The following is a 16,025-nucleotide window of genomic DNA, read 5'->3' as shown; positions in this document are numbered from 1 at the left end:
GGGCTTTCCCCTCGCGCGGTCCGGAGTGTCGGCGGGCTCCTGCATACTCAATGGGTGAGCACGTTTCCCGAGATCCGAACCCTGCCCGTGCCCGACGGCCTGGAGGGCGAGCGCGTAGACGCCGCCATCTCCCGCATGTTCGGCTTCTCCCGCACCAAGGCCGCCGAGCTCGCCGCGGCGGGGAAGGTCGCGGTCGACGGCTCTGTGGTCGGCAAGTCCGAGCGCGTGCACGGCGGGGCCTGGCTCGAGGTGGAGATGCCGCAGGCGCCCGCCCCGGTGCAGATCGTCGCCGAGCCCGTCGAGGGCATGGAGATCGTCCATGACGACGACGACATCGTTGTGATCATGAAGCCGGTCGGCGTCGCCGCGCACCCCAGCCCCGGCTGGACCGGGACGACCGTGATCGGCGGCCTCGCCGCAGCCGGGTACCGGATCTCCACGTCCGGCGCCGCCGAGCGCCAGGGCATCGTCCACCGGCTCGACGTCGGCACCTCCGGCCTCATGGTCGTCGCCAAGTCGGAGCGCGCGTACACGACGTTGAAGCGGCAGTTCAAGGAGCGCGTCGTCGACAAGCGCTACCACTCGCTGGTCCAGGGGCACCCGGACCCGATGAGCGGCACGATCGACGCCCCCATCGGGCGCCACCCGAACCACGACTACAAGTGGGCCGTGACCGCCGAGGGCAAGCCCTCCGTCACGCACTACGACCTCATCGAGGCGTTCCGCGCCGCCAGCCTCCTGGACATCAAGCTGGAGACGGGGCGTACGCACCAGATCCGCGTGCACATGTCGGCCCACCGGCACCCCTGCGTCGGCGACCTGACGTACGGCGCCGACCCGACGCTCGCCAAGCGGCTCGGCCTCACCCGCCAGTGGCTGCACGCCGTGCGGCTCGGCTTCGAGCACCCGGCGGACGGTGAGTGGGTGGAGTTCTCCAGCGAGTACCCCGAGGACCTGCAGACGGCCCTGGACCGCGTCCGGGCGGAGAGCTCGTGACGGTGCCGCAGCCCTCTTCCTCATACGTGGTGCGGGTCGCCGACAGCGAGGCCGACCGCAAGGCGTGCTTCGCGGTGCGCCAGGAGGTCTTCGTCGTCGAGCAGCGGGTTCCTCAGGAGCTCGAGTACGACGAGCACGACGGCGGGGCCGGCACGGTGCACGTGCTGGCGCTGCGCGCCGACGGTGAGCCGCTCGGCACGGGGCGGCTGCTGACCGGCGCCGCCGCCGTGGCGAAGAACGGCGGGGACGCCGGGGTCGGCGCGCTCGGACGGCTCGCGGTGGCGAAGGCCGCGCGCGGGCTCGGCGTGGGCGCGGCCCTCGTGCGGGCCATCGAGGACGCCGCGGCGGAGCGTGGGCTCGTCGCCGTGGACCTGCACGCGCAGACACACGCGCTGGGGTTCTACGAGCGCCTCGGCTATGCCGTGTACGGGCCGGAGTTCCCCGACGCGGGGATTCCGCACCGGGCGATGCGGAAGGCGCTGGGGCAGCCGCAGGTCTAGGGCCGAGCGCGGAGCGCGGCCGGTCTCAAGGGGCCGACTCGTGTCTCAGCGGGGCGGAGCAGCGTCTCCACGGCGCCGACTCGCGCCACAAATCACCACAGAGCGATGTGCGTGGCACGCTGGGGACTTGATCGTCCGATGGCTTGACCGCCGTTACTCGCCGGGGTGCGCACCGTGGATCAGTTGGCCCTGCTGTTCGTGCTCTTGCTCGGGGCCGTGCTGAGCGTGCCACTCGGAGACCGGCTCGGGCTGCCCGCGCCGGTGCTGATGACGCTGCTCGGCATCGGCCTGGCCCTCCTCCCGTTCGTGCCGAACGTCGAGGTTCCGCCCGAACTGATCCTCCCGATCCTCCTGCCGCCCCTGCTCTACGCGGCCGTGAAGCGCACGTCATGGCGTCAGTTCGCGGCGAACAAGAGACCGATCTTCCTGCTCGCCGTGGCCCTGGTCTTCGTCACCACGGCGGCCGTCGCGTTCGTCGCCAGCGCCATCGTGCCGGGCCTGCCGATCGCCGCGGCCGTCGCGCTCGGCGCCCTCGTCGCGCCCCCCGACCCCGTCGCCGCGACCGCCGTGGCCGGCCAACTCGGCCTGCCCCGCCGCCTGGTGTCGACCCTGGAGGGCGAGGGCCTGTTCAACGACGTGACCGCGATCGTGCTCTACCACGTGGCCATCGCCGCGGTGGTGAGCGGCAGCTTCTCCTGGCCGGAGGCCGTCGTCTCGCTCCTCCTGTCCGCCGTCGTCGCGCTCGTCGTCGGGCTCGTGATCGGCTGGACCGCCAACAAGCTGATGGACTACCTCGACGACTCCACGCTCCAGATCGGCCTGACGCTCCTGATGCCGTTCGCCTCGTACGTGCTGGCCGAGGAGCTGCACGGCTCCGGTGTGCTCGCCGTACTCGTCACGGCGCTGTTCCTCGCCGAGTACGCCTTCGACGCGGACGACGTCATGACCCGGCTGACCGGCCGCGCCTTCTGGGACATCGTCGACACACTCGTCACCGGCGTCGCCTTCGGCCTCATCGGACTCGAACTGCACAACGCGATCAGGACCGCGGCAGGCCGCTGGGGCGAGATGCTCGGCTGGGCCGGCACCGTCGTGGCGGTCGTCATTTTCGTACGTCTGCTGTGGCTGCTTCCGGCGACCTGGCTGACGCGGCGTCTGCATGTGCGGCGGGACGTCGACGAGGACATCCCGATCTCCTGGCGCGAGACCGTGATCATGTGGTGGGCGGGAATGCGCGGGGTCGCCTCCGTCGCCCTGGCCCTCGCCATCCCGTTCACCATGGACGACAACTCACCGTTCCCCGACCGCGACGAGATCGTCTTCATCGCGTTCGGCGTCATCATGGGCACCCTCGTGCTCCAGGGGCTGAGCCTGCCCTGGCTGGTGAAGAAGCTGGGGGTCAAGGCGGACGCCGAGGCCGAGAAGGAGTTCGAGCAGCAGCTCGCGCTCCGCGCGGCCAGGGCCGCCAAGCGGCGGCTGAAGGAGATCGAGGAGGTCGAGGAGCTGCCCGACGACCTCTCCGACCAGATGGCGCGCAGGGCCTACGACATCGGACTGCGCATCGACCCCGAACTGGGCAGCGAGGAACGCAAGGAGGCGCACGCCAAGCGCGTCTCAAGAATCAAGCGCGTGCGCCGCATCCAGAACGAGATGCTCTCCGCCGCCCGCCACGAGGTGCTCGCGGCGCGCAGCGAGCCGGGCGCCGACCCCGAGATCGTGGACCGCGTACTGCGCCACCTCGACGTGCGCAGCCTGCGCTGAGGAGCGCGGCCGCTGACGGGCACGGGCGCCCTCGGATGGCACCATGGGCCACATGAACATCATGCTTTTCCACTCGACTTACGGCCTGCGTCCCGCCGTCCGTGACGCGGCCGACCGGCTGCGGGCCGCCGGACACGAGGTGTGGACCCCGGACCTCTTCGAGGGCCGCACCTTCGACACCGTCGAGGACGGCATGGCCTTCAACGAGGAGATCGGCAAGGACGAGCTGCTCAAGCGCGCCATCCTCGCCGCCGCCCCTTACTCCGAGCGCGGGCTCGTCTACGCCGGTTTCTCCCTCGGCGCCTCGATCGCGCAGACCTTGGCCCTCGGCGACGACAAGGCGCGCGGCCTGCTGCTCCTGCACGGCACCTCGGACATCGCCGAGAACGCCTCCGTGGACGAACTGCCCGTCCAGCTGCACGTCGCCGAGCCCGACCCGTTCGAGACCGACGACTGGCTGAGCGCCTGGTATCTCCAGATGGGCCGGACCGGCGCCGACGTGGAGGTCTACCGCTACCCGGGCGCCGGCCACCTCTACAGCGACCCCGAACTGCCGGACTACGACGCGGAGGCGGCCGAGGCCACCTGGCGGGTGGCGCTCGGCTTCCTCGATTCGCTCTAGGCCGTGCCGCGGTCCGCTAGCCCGCGCGGTACGCCGTCCAGCTGTCCTTCATCCGCTGCACCTGGCCCGCGGTGAACTGGTACATGCAGGAGTCGTACGTGTAGTCCATGAAGTTGTGGATCGGGTCGACACCCGTCTTGTTGGTGCAGGTGTCGCGCCCGGTCGGGCACTCGAACGCGGCGCTCTTCTCGGCCGGGGTGTCGGAGACGTAGTCACCGTTGCCGTTACAGCCGCCCTGGAACGTGTGGTACAGCCCCATCCAGTGGCCGATCTCGTGGGTGCCCGTGTCGCCCTGGTTGTAGTTGGTGGCCGAGCCGCCCGGCAGCGAGGTGTCCAGGACGACCACGCCGTCGTCGGACGGGTTCGACTTGTACGAGGACGGGAACGTCGCCCAGCCGAGCAGGTCCTGGCCGAGGTTGGCCGTGTAGAAGTTCAGCGCGCCCGCGCCGCCCTTGCGGAGCGAGGACTTCATGGACTTCTCGGCGGCGGAGCCCGGTGTGATGCCGTTGTACCAGGCGGCGTTGTCCGTGTAGTCGGTGCCGGCCAGCGTGAACGTGAAGCCCGAGTCGTTGTTGCCGGTGCCCTGGCCGCTGTAGGCCGCGTTCAGGACGTCGATCTGCTTGGTGATGTCGGTCGACGTGAGATTGCCGGTCGCGCCGTCGTGGATGACGTGGACGTAGACCGGGATCGTGGTCGACGCGGCGGCGAGGCCTCTGGAGAGCGTTCCGTCGGCGCGCATCTTGTCGAGTCTGCGCTGCATGTCCGCGTCCATGGACTTGGCCTTGGCCGCGCTGACCTCGTTCGGCTCCTGCGCGTGGTCGGCGCCGGTGGGCTTCTTCTCGCGTGCCACGGCGTTGCCGCTGTCGGCGCACTTCTGCGCGGAGGCCGACGCCTTGGCGGTCGCGGCGCTGCCCGACGGGGCGGACAGCGGGGCGATGGCCAGGGTTCCGGCCACCAGCGCGGTGCCGATCAGCCGGCGGCGCATCAGCGGAGATATTCGGGCAAGCGTGGTCATGCGGACTCCTCGCGGACGGGTGGGGAGAGGAACTTCCTCGCCGCCGCGGGGAGATTACGTGGCCATGTCAGCCCTTGAAGAGCGATGTTCTGGCCCAATCAATTACCGCTCTTCCTCCGGCAATTCGGGTCAACGGGAAGAAATTTTCGTGCGGCGTCCGGAGTTTGAGATCCGTACGTAACGGGAGCGGTTACCGCGACGGGCGGTGTGTCCGCATTCGATCCGCGGACAGCACCACCCGCCGTAGTGCTGTGATCTGTTCTTAACGCGCCGACGAGTGGCTGGAATTGGCCCCTCGTCAGTCACTCGGGGTCCGGGTCAGCGCACCGGTGTGTTCACCCGCTCGACCTTCTGCGTGCCGCTGAGCGTGCGGTAGGAGCGGGCCCAGGAGGTCGTCGCGGCCGGATCCTTGCGGTCGGAGACGACGTAGTAGTCCATCTGCGAGCGCTCGGCGGTGACGTCGAGGACGCCGTACCCGTGCGCGTCCATGTCCAGCCACTTCACATGGCGGTTGGCCGCCTTGACGGCGCCCTCCGCCACCGTCGAGATGGTGTTCGGAGCCACGTGCAGGATGTCGTCGAGGTTGTCGGAGGTCACCGACGTGACGACGAACTCCGTGGCCGCGGACGGGGAGAGCGGATAGGTTCCGGCCGTCACCGGTACGTCGTTCGCCCAGGCCATGTGGATGTCGCCGGTGAGGAAGACCGTGTTGCGGATCGCCTTGTCCCGCAGGTGGCCGATCAGTTCCTTGCGGTCGTGCGTGTAGCCGTCCCACTGGTCGACGTTGATCGCCAGGCCGCCGGTCGGCAGGCCGAGCAACTCGGCGAGCGGCTCCAGCAGATGGGCCGGCAGCGAGCCGAAGGCGACCGGCGAGATCATTACCGAGGTGCCGACGAGCTTCCACGAGGCGTCGGACGCGGCCAGGCCCGCCTTCAGCCAGTCGAGCTGGGCGCGGCCGGTGATCGAGCGCTCGGGGGAGTCCACGTCGCCGTTGCCGACGGTCGACTGCTGGGAGCGGAACGAGCGCAGGTCGAGCAGGTGCAGATCGGCCAGCTTGCCGAAGCGCAGGCGGCGGTAGACCGTGCCCGCGGTGGACGGGCGCACCGGCATCCACTCGAAGTAGGCCTGCTTGGCGGCCTGCTGACGCGCCGCCCAGTCGCCCTCGGTGCCCGGCGTGTGGTTCTCGGCGCCGCCCGACCAGGCGTCGTTGGCGAATTCGTGGTCGTCCCAGATGGCGATCAGCGGGTGCGCGGCGTGCACGGCCATCACGTCGGCGTCGGTCTTGTGCAGGCCGTGGCGCACGCGGTAGTCGGCGAGCGTGAGGATCTCGTGGCGCGGCTCGTGCTGCCGTACGACGTACTTGGCCTCGGGGTACTCGCCGGTCTTGTACTCGTAGATGTAGTCGCCGAGATGGAGCACCGCGTCCAGGTCGGTGCGGGCGGCGAGATGGCGGTACGCGGAGAAGTAGCCGGCCTCCCAGTTGGCGCACGAGACCACGCCGAACCGGACGCCGGCGGCCTGCGCGTCGAGCGCGGGTGCCGTGCGCGTACGGCCCACAGGGGAGACGGCGCCCTGGTCGCCCTCTACGGAGAAGCGGAAGTAATAGACGCTCGCCGGGAGCAGGCCCCTTACATCGGCCTTGACGGTGTGGTCGGCGGACGCCCGCGCCGTGGTGGTGCCGTGGGCCACGACCTTGCGGAAGTCCTTGTCCTGGGCGACCTCCCAGCGGACGTCCGTGTCGGGGCCCTTTCCGGAGCCGGGCACGGCGTCGGGGGCGGGCGTCACGCGCGTCCACAGGAGGATTCCGTCGGGCAGCGGGTCGCCCGACGCGACTCCGTGCAGGAAGGCGGGCCCGTCGGCCGCGTGTGCGGCGGGCGCGGTGGCGAGCGGGGCGAGGGCGGCGGCGCCGGCCGTGGCGGCGGCTGCCTTCACGACCGAACGGCGGCGCGGGGCAAGGGCGTTGGCCGTACCGGCAGCGGTGCCGAGAGGGCTGTCTATGTTGAGTCGACTGGTCACAGGTGATCACATTACTGACCAGTAAAAGCGAAAAGTGGGCGAACTCCGAAGAGTTCGCCCACACTTCGTCAGCGCGTCGGCGTCAGCCCTTGAGGGCCTTGTCGACCGCGGTGTTGTAGTCGGCGACGGTGCTGGGCGCCGTCTTGCCGTCGGGGCCGGTGAGCTGCTTGCCGTCCATCACGAACGACGGGGTGCCCTCGACCCCGTACTTGTTGTTGTCGAAGTTCTTCGACATCTCCAGGGCCCACTTGTCGAAGGTGCCGTCCTTGACGTCCTTCTGGAAGGCCGAGTTGTTCTTCAGTTCCGGGACGGTGTTCGCGACCTTGATGAGGTACGCGTCGTCCTTGAACTTGTCCGTGGTCTCCTCCGGGTGCCACTTCTTGGAGTACAGCGCCTCCTTGTAGTCCCAGAAGGCGTCCTTGGAGACGTTCAGGGCGGAGCCGAGCGCGCTGAGCGCGTTCTTGGAGCCTTCGCCCTGGAGGTTCTTGTCGAGGAAGGTGGCGCCGACGTACTGGATCTTGTACTTGCCGTCGTCGAGGTCCTTCTTCACCGTCGTGCCGACCGTCTGCTCGAAGGCGGCGCAGACCGGGCAGCGCGAGTCCTCGTAGGCGATGATCGTCTTCTTGGCGGAGTCCTCGCCGAGGGTCACCGTCGTGTTGTTCTTGCCCGTGGTGTTCTTGGGCGCGACCAGGGCGTCGTCCTTCGCCGCTTCCCAGTAGGTGGGCTTGTTCATCTGCATGACGCCGAAGCCGATGCCGCCGGCTATCGCGAGGACCGCGACGATCCCGCCGGCGACAATCGCCTGGCGCTTCGCCTTCTCCTTCTTGGCCTGCCGCTCGCGCTCGACGCGAAGCCGCTCGCGGGCGGCCGTCTTCGCGGCCTGGCTGTTCCTCTGGCTCATGATCGTTCTCCGTGTGGGTTCTGCGAAGTCTTCGGGGGGACTGCTGTGCCGGGCCCGGGCCTCAGGCGGCCAGGGCCACGCACGGCGGTCCGCGCCGTCCCACGGAGTGCGCCCACAGCTGCGTACGCGCGGCCCGCATCCGGCGCGAGGGGCGCCGCGGCAGGCGGCGTACGGGCTCCAGGTGGGCCCGTACCGCGGCGAAGGCGATCAGCAGCGGCCGGAAGGTGAACCCGGCGACCGCGCGCAGCAGCTGGGCCAGCGCCTGCTCGCCGCGGCGCAGCCAGGCGGCGGCGAGGAGGCCCACGGCGACATGCGCGCCGAGGAGCAGCCAGGCGGCGGCCGGGTCGGTGTGCGCGAGGAGCGCGGTCGCCTCGTCCGTGTGGCCGCCGGTCATGCGGGCCAGCGGCGTACCGACGCTGCCGCCGCACAGGACGTCCAGGCCGACTGCGCGCAGCGGCCCGGCGACGGGCCCGCCCGCCGCGCCGTAACAGACGTGCTGGCCCGTGGTGAACACCGTGTCGGCGGCCAGCTCCAGCGGCACGAGCAGGGCCGCGATCCGGCCGAAGCTCCGCTCACGCCCCGCCAGCGCGTACGCGAGGACGAAGACGGCGAAGGCCGTGGCCGCCACCGTCACCACCGGAAGGGGGGCCCGGGACAGCAGGACGTGCGACGCGGCGGAGAGCGTCACGACGAGCGCCGTGAAGAGCGCCGCGCGCACGGCTCTGAGCTGGGTCCCGGATATGTCGTCCATCGCGGAGGAGTGTGCCATGCGTTCCTGTAAGGGACCCCTAAAGGGTCGCTGTGCGTTACGGGAGTGTTGTCGGCCTCTGTGGCCTACAGGCCCGGGATCCGGCCGTTGCGGAAGAGGTCCACGAAGATCTGGTGGTCCGCACGCGCGCGTGCCCCGTAGTCGTGCGCGAAGTCGACCAGCAGACCCGCGAAACCGTCCTCGTCCGCCGCGATGGCCGCGTCGATGGCCCGCTCCGTGGAGAACGGCACCAGGGACTGCCCGGACAGGTCGTCGGCCGCCGCGTGCATCGTCGCCGTGGCCCGGCCGAGGTCGGCGACGACCGCGGCGATCTCCTCCAGGTCGTCGATGTCCGACCAGTCGAGGTCCACCGCGTACGGCGAGACCTCGGCGACCAGCTGCCCCGAGCCGTCCAGCTCGGTCCAGCCCAGCCACGGGTCAGCGTGCGCCTGGAGCGCGCGCTGCGAGATCACCGTGCGGTGGCCCTCGTGCTGGAAGTAGTCGCGGATCGACGCGTCGGTGATGTGCCGCGACACGGCCGGCGTCTGCGCCTGCTTGAGATAGATCACGACATCGTTCTCCAGGGCGTCGCTGTTGCCCTCCAGGAGGATGTTGTACGAGGGCAGGCCCGCGGAGCCGATGCCGATGCCGCGCCGCCCCACGACGTCCTTCACGCGGTACGAGTCGGGACGGGCCAGGGACGACTCGGGAAGCGTCTCCAGGTACCCGTCGAAGGCCGCGAGGACCTTGTAGCGCGTGGCCGCGTCGAGCTCGATGGAGCCGCCGCCGGGCGCGAAGCGGCGCTCGAAGTCACGGATCTCCGTCATCGAGTCGAGCAGCCCGAAGCGCGTCAGGGAGCGGGCGTCGCGCAGCGCGTCCAGGAGCGGACCGTCGGCGGTGTCCAGCGTGAAGGGCGGCACCTCGTCGCTCTTCGCGCCCGTCGCCAGCGCGTGGATCCGCTCGCGGTACGCGCCCGCGTACGTCTGCACCAGCTCGGTGATCTGCTCGTCACCGAGTGCCTTCGAGTAGCCGATCAGGGCCACGGAGGCGGCGAAGCGCTTGAGATCCCAGGTGAAGGGGCCGACGTACGCCTCGTCGAAGTCGTTCACATTGAAGATCAGGCGGCCCGTGGAGTCCATGTACGTGCCGAAGTTCTCAGCGTGCAGATCGCCGTGGATCCACACCCGGCCCGTGCGGTCGTCCAGGTACGGGCCGCCGTGCCGCTCGCGCTCCAGGTCCGCGTAGAACAGGCACGCCGTGCCGCGGTAGAACGCGAATGCGGACGAGGCCATCTTCCGGAACTTGACCCGGAACGCCGCCGGGTCGGCGGCCAGGAGCTCGCCGAACGCGGTGTCGAAGACGGTGAGGATCTGCTCGCCGCGCTGCTCAGCGGTGGGCTGCGGGACCGACATCGCGGGGTGCCTCCTGGTGCGGGCTGTGCCGTCGGGGGTGACGGGGGATGGTGACCGTGGATCGTGCCATGGGGGACAGCTGTCCTGCTCTGTCCAACGCCCGACCGTACCCCCGAGTGCCCGCAGGTTGTCAGCGCCCACCCGTAGACTTTCAAGCTGTCCGTCCGACTGCCCGCAGCCCGTCGCCGGTCCGTATCTTTCCGTTTTCCGTTGGAGGCCGAAGCCGTGTCAAAGCCGCCGTTCACGCACCTGCACGTCCACACCCAGTACTCGCTGCTGGACGGTGCCGCGCGGCTCAAGGACATGTTCAACGCCTGCAATGAAATGGGCATGACGCACATCGCCATGTCCGACCACGGCAACCTCCACGGGGCGTACGACTTCTTTCATTCGGCGAAGAAGGCCGGGGTCGTCCCGATCATCGGGATCGAGGCGTACGTCGCCCCCGAGTCCCGGCGCAACAAGCGCAAGGTCAAGTGGGGCCAGCCGCACCAGAAGCGGGACGACGTGTCCGGTTCGGGTGGTTACACCCACAAGACGATCTGGGCGGCGAACAGCACGGGCCTGCACAATCTGTTCAAGCTGTCCTCGGACGCGTACGCGGAGGGCTGGCTGCAGAAGTGGCCGCGCATGGACAAGGAGACGATCTCCCAGTGGTCGGAGGGGCTCATCGCCTCGACCGGCTGCCCGTCCGGCGAGCTGCAGACGCGCCTTCGCCTCGGCCAGTTCGACGAGGCCCTGAAGTCGGCCGCCGAGTACCAGGACATCTTCGGCAAGGACCGGTACTTCCTGGAGCTGATGGACCACGGCATCGAGATCGAGCGCCGCGTCCGCGACGGACTCCTCGAGATCGGCAAGAAGCTCGGCATCCCGCCCCTGGTGACGAACGACTCGCACTACACGTACGCCCACGAGGCGACCGCGCACGACGCCCTGCTCTGCATCCAGACCGGCAAGAACCTCTCGGACCCGGACCGCTTCCGCTTCGACGGCACGGGCTACTACCTCAAGACGACCGACGAGATGTACGCCATCGACTCCTCGGACGCCTGGCAGGAGGGCTGCGCCAACACGCTCCTGGTGGCCGAGCAGATCGACACCACCGGCATGTTCGAGAAGCGTGACCTCATGCCGAAGTTCGACATCCCGGAGGGCTTCACCGAGGTCACCTGGTTCCAGGAAGAGGTCCGGGTCGGCATGGACCGCCGCTACCCGGGCGGCGTCCCCGAGGACCGGCAGAAGCAGGCCGAGTACGAGATGGACATCATCATCCAGATGGGGTTCCCGGGGTACTTCCTGGTCGTCGCCGACTTCATCATGTGGGCCAAGAACAACGGCATCGCGGTCGGCCCCGGCCGAGGCTCCGCGGCCGGTTCGATCGTCGCCTACGCCATGGGCATCACCGACCTCGACCCGATCACGCACGGCCTGATCTTCGAGCGGTTCCTGAACCCCGAGCGCGTCTCCATGCCCGATGTCGACATCGACTTCGACGAGCGTCGGCGCGTCGAGGTGATCCGGTATGTGACCGAGAAGTACGGCGCCGACAAGGTCGCCATGATCGGTACCTACGGAAAGATCAAGGCCAAGAACGCGATCAAGGACTCCGCGCGCGTGCTCGGCTACCCGTACGCGATGGGCGACCGCCTCACCAAGGCGATGCCCGCCGACGTCCTCGGCAAGGGCATCGACCTGTCGGGCATCACCGACCCCGCCCACCCGCGCTACAGCGAGGCGGGCGAGATCCGGGGGATGTACGAGAACGAGCCGGACGTCAAGAAGGTCATCGACACCGCCAAGGGCGTCGAGGGCCTGGTCCGGCAGATGGGCGTGCACGCCGCCGGCGTCATCATGTCCAGCGAGCCCATCGTCGACCACGCCCCGATCTGGGTCCGGCACACGGACGGCGTGACCATCACGCAGTGGGACTACCCGCAGTGCGAGTCGCTCGGCCTGCTGAAGATGGACTTCCTTGGCCTGCGCAACCTCACGATCATGGACGACGCCGTCAAGATGGTGAAGGCCAACAAGGGCGTCGAGCTGGAGATGCTCGCGCTGCCCCTGGACGACCCCAAGACGTACGAGATGCTGTGCCGCGGTGACACGCTCGGTGTGTTCCAGTTCGACGGCGGCCCGATGCGCTCGCTGCTCCGCCAGATGCAGCCCGACAACTTCGAGGACATTTCCGCCGTCTCGGCCCTGTACCGGCCGGGCCCGATGGGAATGAACTCGCACACGAACTACGCGGAGCGCAAGAACGGGCGCCAGGAGATCACCCCGATCCACCCGGAGCTCGAAGAGCCGCTGAAGGAGACCCTGGGTCTCACCTACGGCCTCATCGTGTACCAGGAGCAGGTGCAGAAGGCCGCCCAGATCATCGCCGGGTACTCGCTCGGCGAGGCCGACATCCTGCGCCGAGTGATGGGAAAGAAGAAGCCCGAGGAGCTGGAGAAGAACTTCGTCCTCTTCCAGGGCGGCGCCAAGAAGAAGGGCTTCTCCGACGCGGCGATCCAGGCGCTGTGGGACGTCCTGGTGCCCTTCGCCGGATACGCGTTCAACAAGGCGCACTCCTCCGCGTACGGCCTCGTCACCTATTGGACCGCCTACCTCAAGGCGAACTACCCGGCCGAGTACATGGCCGCTCTGCTCACGTCGGTGAAGGACGACAAGGACAAGTCCGCGGTCTATCTGAACGAATGCCGCCGCATGGGCATCAAGGTCCTCCCGCCGAATGTGAACGAGTCGGAACACAACTTCGCCGCCCAGGGCGACGACGTGATCCTCTTCGGCCTCTCCGCCGTCCGTAACGTCGGTACGAACGTGGTCGAGTCGATCATCCGCAGCCGCAAGGCGAAGGGGAAGTACGCCTCCTTCCCCGACTACCTCGACAAGGTCGAGGCCGCCGCCTGCAACAAGCGCACCACGGAATCGCTGATCAAGGCAGGCGCGTTCGACACGATGGGGCACACCCGCAAGGGCCTCACCGCACAGTACGAGCCGATGATCGACAACGTCGTGCAGGTCAAGCGCAAGGAGGCCGAGGGCCAGTTCGACCTCTTCGGCGGCATGGGCGAGGAGGACAGCAGCGAGCCGGGATTCGGGCTCGACGTCGAATTCTCCGAGGACGAGTGGGAGAAGACATATCTCCTCGCCCAGGAGCGCGAGATGCTCGGTCTCTACGTCTCCGACCACCCGCTGTTCGGCCTCGAACACGTGCTGTCCGACAAGGCCGACGCCGGCATCGGGCAGCTCACCGGCGGCGACTTCTCGGACGGCTCGATCGTCACCATCGGCGGCATCATCTCGGGCCTCCAGCGCAAGATGACCAAGCAGGGCAACGCCTGGGCCATCGCGACCGTCGAGGACCTGGCCGGCTCCATCGAGTGCATGTTCTTCCCGGCGACGTATCAGCTGGTGTCGACCCAACTCGTCGAGGACGCCGTCGTGTTCGTCAAGGGCCGCCTCGACAAGCGCGAGGACGTGCCGCGCCTCGTCGCGATGGAACTCATGGTCCCCGACCTGTCGAACGCCGGGACCAACGCGCCCGTGACGATCACCATCCCCACGGTGAAGGTGACCCCGCCGATGGTCAGCAGGCTCGGCGAGATCCTCAGCCACCACAAGGGCAACAGCGAGGTGAGGATCAAGCTCCAAGGGGCCCGTAAGACAACGGTGCTGCGGCTCGACCGGCACCGTGTGCAGCCCGACCCCGCGCTCTTCGGCGACCTGAAGGTGCTGCTCGGGCCGTCCTGCCTGGCGGGCTGACGCGGCCTGAGAGGCCCTGAGGCTTTGGTCATTACATGAGTGAGGGGCGCTCCCGGATTCCTCCGGGAGCGCCCCTCACTGTGTGCCCAAAGGGCCACCTGCCTTACGGAAGGCGTCAGTTGTGGCCGAAGCGGCGCTGGTGCTTACGGGCAACATCCGCGGGCGTGCCCTGAGCCTGCGACTGCATCTCCGACTGTGCTTCCATACCGGCCGACTTGGCCTGCTCGGAAGCCTGCTCGGAGGCGGAGGCGCGGCTGCGCTGGTCGCCCTGCTTGCGGTTCTTGTTCTTGGCCATGGTGACTGCCTCCTGCGGGGGTCTAGGGGCCAGGGCCGGATTCAGATTCACATATGCTGACGAGGCACGCATTTCAGAGAATTACCGTGCGTAATAAGCGCTGTCAGGGCGTTGTTCGGAGCGCGACGGGAGTTCTGTGAGCGGGCCGTTTCGGGAATTCGTCCGATCCGCCACGCCGAAGATCGAGTTCGGGCCGTTAACCCCCGTGTGGTCGGGCAGACTCGAAGGAAACCCGAGGCGAACCCGCGATCGTCGACACCGTGGGACCTCCGGACGCCGGTAATTCAGCGAAAGAGGGTGGATCGCGTGGACCGTTGCATCGTCCTGGTGGACGCCGGTTACCTGCTCGGGGCCGCCGCGAGTCTCCTCGCGGGGGAGCCGTCCCGGTCCCGGATCGCCGTCGATCATGTCGCCCTCATCCAAGGGCTGCGTGAGCGCGCCGAATCCGACACCGAGCGGCCACTTCTGCGGATCTACTGGTTCGACGGGGCGCCGGACCGGGTGCCTCAACCCGAGCACCGCCGGCTCCGCGTGATGCCCCGCGTGACCGTGCGACTCGGTGCGCTTACCCGTAGCGACGGGCGCTGGGCGCAGAAGGGGGTCGACGCGGCGATGCACGCCGAGCTGACCGAACTCGCCCGTAACCGCGCCTGCTCCGACATCGTGCTCGTCACCGGCGACGGCGATCTGCTGCCCGGCATGATGGCCGCGAAAGAGCACGGGGTCGCCGTGCACCTGTGGGCCGTGCAGGCCGCCGACGGCGACTACAACCAGTCCGAGGACCTCGTCGCCGAGGCGGATGAGCGGCGCGTGCTCGACCGGGCCTGGATCACCAAGGCCGTGCGGGCCAAGGAAGTCGGCGGGATCTGTGCGCCGCAGCCCGCTCCGCGGCCGGAGATCGCGGCGATTCTGTCCGCGCCGCTGCCTGAGTCGGCGCTTGCCTCCGCGGCGGGGCACTCCGCGGATCTCTCCGATGTGCCGGGCGGCGGCGCCGGGCAGGGGGGTGCCCCGGTCGGTGACGGTGTCGATCACGGGGTGGCCGCGCGCGAGGGTGACGGTGTGGGAGCCGAGGACGAGCGGGGTGGTGCGGGGAAGGGTGTCCCTACGCCCAAGGACCTTGCCGCCCTGCGCGGGCCCGGCGCCGCTCCTGGGCTTACGGTGCATCCTCATGTTCACCCCGGGCAGCACCCCGCCAACGCCACCTTGCGGTGGTCGTCCGACAAGGGGTGGGTGGATCGGCCCGGGGTCGTGGGGGAGTCGGCGGACGCGGCGTCCCTGCCGACGCTGGCCCAGCTGACCACCGCGGAGCAGCGGTGGGCCGACCGCGAGGAGGACATCACCACCGTCGGGGGTGACCCCTTCGAGGTGGGGCAGGTGTTCGCCCGGCGGTGGATGGAGCGGCTGGGGGACCAGGTTCAGCTGCAGAAGCTGTCCACCATGTATCCGCGGGTGCCGCATCGTATCGACGGGGAGTTGCTGCGGTATGCCGCGCGGTTCGGGCTGCTCGCCCACAAGGACGATCAGATCGACGAGCACGATCGGTATGCGATTCGGGCCGGGTTCTGGCGGGAGGTTGATGTGCGTAGCGCTGCGGAGAGGGTGACCGCGGAGTAGTACGGGGGCGGAGTGGTCTTGCCTCGGGGTGGTGGTCTTGGCGGGTGCGGGTGCGGGTGCGGGTGCGGGTGCGGGTGCGGGAGCCGGTGCCGGTGCCGGGTGCCCCTTGTCGGGTGCGGGCTTGCTTTCGGCTTGTGGCTCGTGCCCGTTGTGGGTGCGGGGCCGGTCCGGTATGTCCGTCCTCGCTTGGATGGTTCGGCGTCGGATTTCGTGCGCGTCAGTCGTGTGTGCCGGCTCCGGGCGGACATACCGGACCGGCCCCTTCCGTTCGGTCGCGGGTGCGGCTGTGTGTCGGCTCCGGGTGGTCGATGCCGGCCCGGTCCCTTCCGTTCGGTCGCGGGTGCGGCTGTGTGCCGGCTCAGGGTGGTCAATGCCGGCCC

General features: G+C 69.1%; 12 protein-coding genes. 6 read left to right on the top strand and 6 right to left on the bottom strand.

From position 1 onward, the window contains the following. Positions 1-54: 54 nt before the first annotated feature. From ACWFR4_RS01665 to ACWFR4_RS01650, 4 genes are all read left to right on the top strand, one after another. Complete coding sequence (locus ACWFR4_RS01665; protein ID WP_389533187.1) at positions 55-996, top strand: RluA family pseudouridine synthase; 942 nt, start codon at positions 55-57, stop codon at positions 994-996. Next, on the top strand, positions 993-1,496 hold the full coding sequence (locus tag ACWFR4_RS01660) for a GNAT family N-acetyltransferase (RefSeq protein WP_372565166.1): 504 nt from the start codon (positions 993-995) through the stop codon (positions 1,494-1,496). The genes ACWFR4_RS01665 and ACWFR4_RS01660 overlap by 4 nt, the downstream gene beginning before the upstream one ends. Before the next feature lie 174 nt (positions 1,497-1,670). Then, positions 1,671-3,257: a Na+/H+ antiporter gene (locus ACWFR4_RS01655; protein ID WP_453467281.1), complete on the top strand. Its 1,587-nt coding sequence runs from the start codon at positions 1,671-1,673 to the stop codon at positions 3,255-3,257. A gap of 52 nt (positions 3,258-3,309) precedes the next feature. Beyond that, the gene (locus ACWFR4_RS01650; protein ID WP_453467279.1) at positions 3,310-3,879 is read left to right on the top strand and encodes a dienelactone hydrolase family protein; all 570 of its coding nucleotides are present in this window, start codon (positions 3,310-3,312) and stop codon (positions 3,877-3,879) included. Positions 3,880-3,895: 16 nt separating this feature from the next. Here the strand turns inward: ACWFR4_RS01650 and ACWFR4_RS01645 are convergent, their stop codons facing one another. The 5 genes from ACWFR4_RS01645 to ACWFR4_RS01625 form a co-directional block, all read right to left on the bottom strand. Further along, positions 3,896-4,894: a zinc metalloprotease gene (locus tag ACWFR4_RS01645; RefSeq protein WP_453467277.1), complete on the bottom strand. Its 999-nt coding sequence runs from the start codon at positions 4,892-4,894 to the stop codon at positions 3,896-3,898. A gap of 318 nt (positions 4,895-5,212) precedes the next feature. Next, positions 5,213-6,892: an alkaline phosphatase D family protein gene (locus ACWFR4_RS01640; protein ID WP_453467288.1), complete on the bottom strand. Its 1,680-nt coding sequence runs from the start codon at positions 6,890-6,892 to the stop codon at positions 5,213-5,215. 100 nt (positions 6,893-6,992) lie between these two features. Continuing rightward, the gene (locus ACWFR4_RS01635) at positions 6,993-7,811 is read right to left on the bottom strand and encodes a thioredoxin domain-containing protein (RefSeq protein WP_453650221.1); all 819 of its coding nucleotides are present in this window, start codon (positions 7,809-7,811) and stop codon (positions 6,993-6,995) included. A 61-nt stretch (positions 7,812-7,872) separates the two neighbouring features. Next, positions 7,873-8,562, bottom strand: a complete 690-nt coding sequence (locus tag ACWFR4_RS01630; RefSeq protein WP_453650219.1) for a hypothetical protein — start codon at positions 8,560-8,562, stop codon at positions 7,873-7,875. A gap of 83 nt (positions 8,563-8,645) precedes the next feature. Beyond that, positions 8,646-9,971, bottom strand: a complete 1,326-nt coding sequence (locus ACWFR4_RS01625) for a DUF2252 domain-containing protein (protein WP_453467271.1) — start codon at positions 9,969-9,971, stop codon at positions 8,646-8,648. A 225-nt stretch (positions 9,972-10,196) separates the two neighbouring features. On the opposite strand from ACWFR4_RS01625, the gene dnaE reads away from it, so the two are divergent. After that, complete coding sequence (dnaE, locus tag ACWFR4_RS01620) at positions 10,197-13,736, top strand: DNA polymerase III subunit alpha (protein WP_453650217.1); 3,540 nt, start codon at positions 10,197-10,199, stop codon at positions 13,734-13,736. Positions 13,737-13,851: 115 nt separating this feature from the next. Here dnaE and ACWFR4_RS01615 read toward each other — a convergent pair whose 3' ends face one another. Continuing rightward, a complete protein-coding gene (locus ACWFR4_RS01615) occupies positions 13,852-14,031 on the bottom strand; it encodes a hypothetical protein (RefSeq protein ID WP_116502594.1) in 180 nt (59 codons plus the stop codon). Positions 14,032-14,337: 306 nt separating this feature from the next. Between ACWFR4_RS01615 and ACWFR4_RS01610 the strand changes: the two genes are divergently transcribed. Then, a complete protein-coding gene (locus tag ACWFR4_RS01610; RefSeq protein WP_453467177.1) occupies positions 14,338-15,645 on the top strand; it encodes an NYN domain-containing protein in 1,308 nt (435 codons plus the stop codon). Positions 15,646-16,025: the final 380 nt, after the last annotated feature.

Source organism: Streptomyces sp. NPDC055140 (assembly GCF_053607285.1).
Note: the sequence above shows the minus strand (reverse complement) of the source record. Positions and strands in the feature narration are given on the sequence as shown.

What these genes read in the sequence shown, in the direction of transcription:
- ACWFR4_RS01650 (WP_453467279.1), top strand. Translation starts at nt 3,310, where the DNA reads ATGAACATCATGCTTTTCCACTCGACTTACGGCCTGCGTCCCGCCGTC.
- ACWFR4_RS01645 (WP_453467277.1), bottom strand. Translation starts at nt 4,894, where the DNA reads ATGACCACGCTTGCCCGAATATCTCCGCTGATGCGCCGCCGGCTGATC.
- ACWFR4_RS01635 (WP_453650221.1), bottom strand. Translation starts at nt 7,811, where the DNA reads ATGAGCCAGAGGAACAGCCAGGCCGCGAAGACGGCCGCCCGCGAGCGG.
- ACWFR4_RS01630 (WP_453650219.1), bottom strand. Translation starts at nt 8,562, where the DNA reads ATGGACGACATATCCGGGACCCAGCTCAGAGCCGTGCGCGCGGCGCTC.
- ACWFR4_RS01625 (WP_453467271.1), bottom strand. Translation starts at nt 9,971, where the DNA reads ATGTCGGTCCCGCAGCCCACCGCTGAGCAGCGCGGCGAGCAGATCCTC.
- ACWFR4_RS01615 (WP_116502594.1), bottom strand. Translation starts at nt 14,031, where the DNA reads ATGGCCAAGAACAAGAACCGCAAGCAGGGCGACCAGCGCAGCCGCGCC.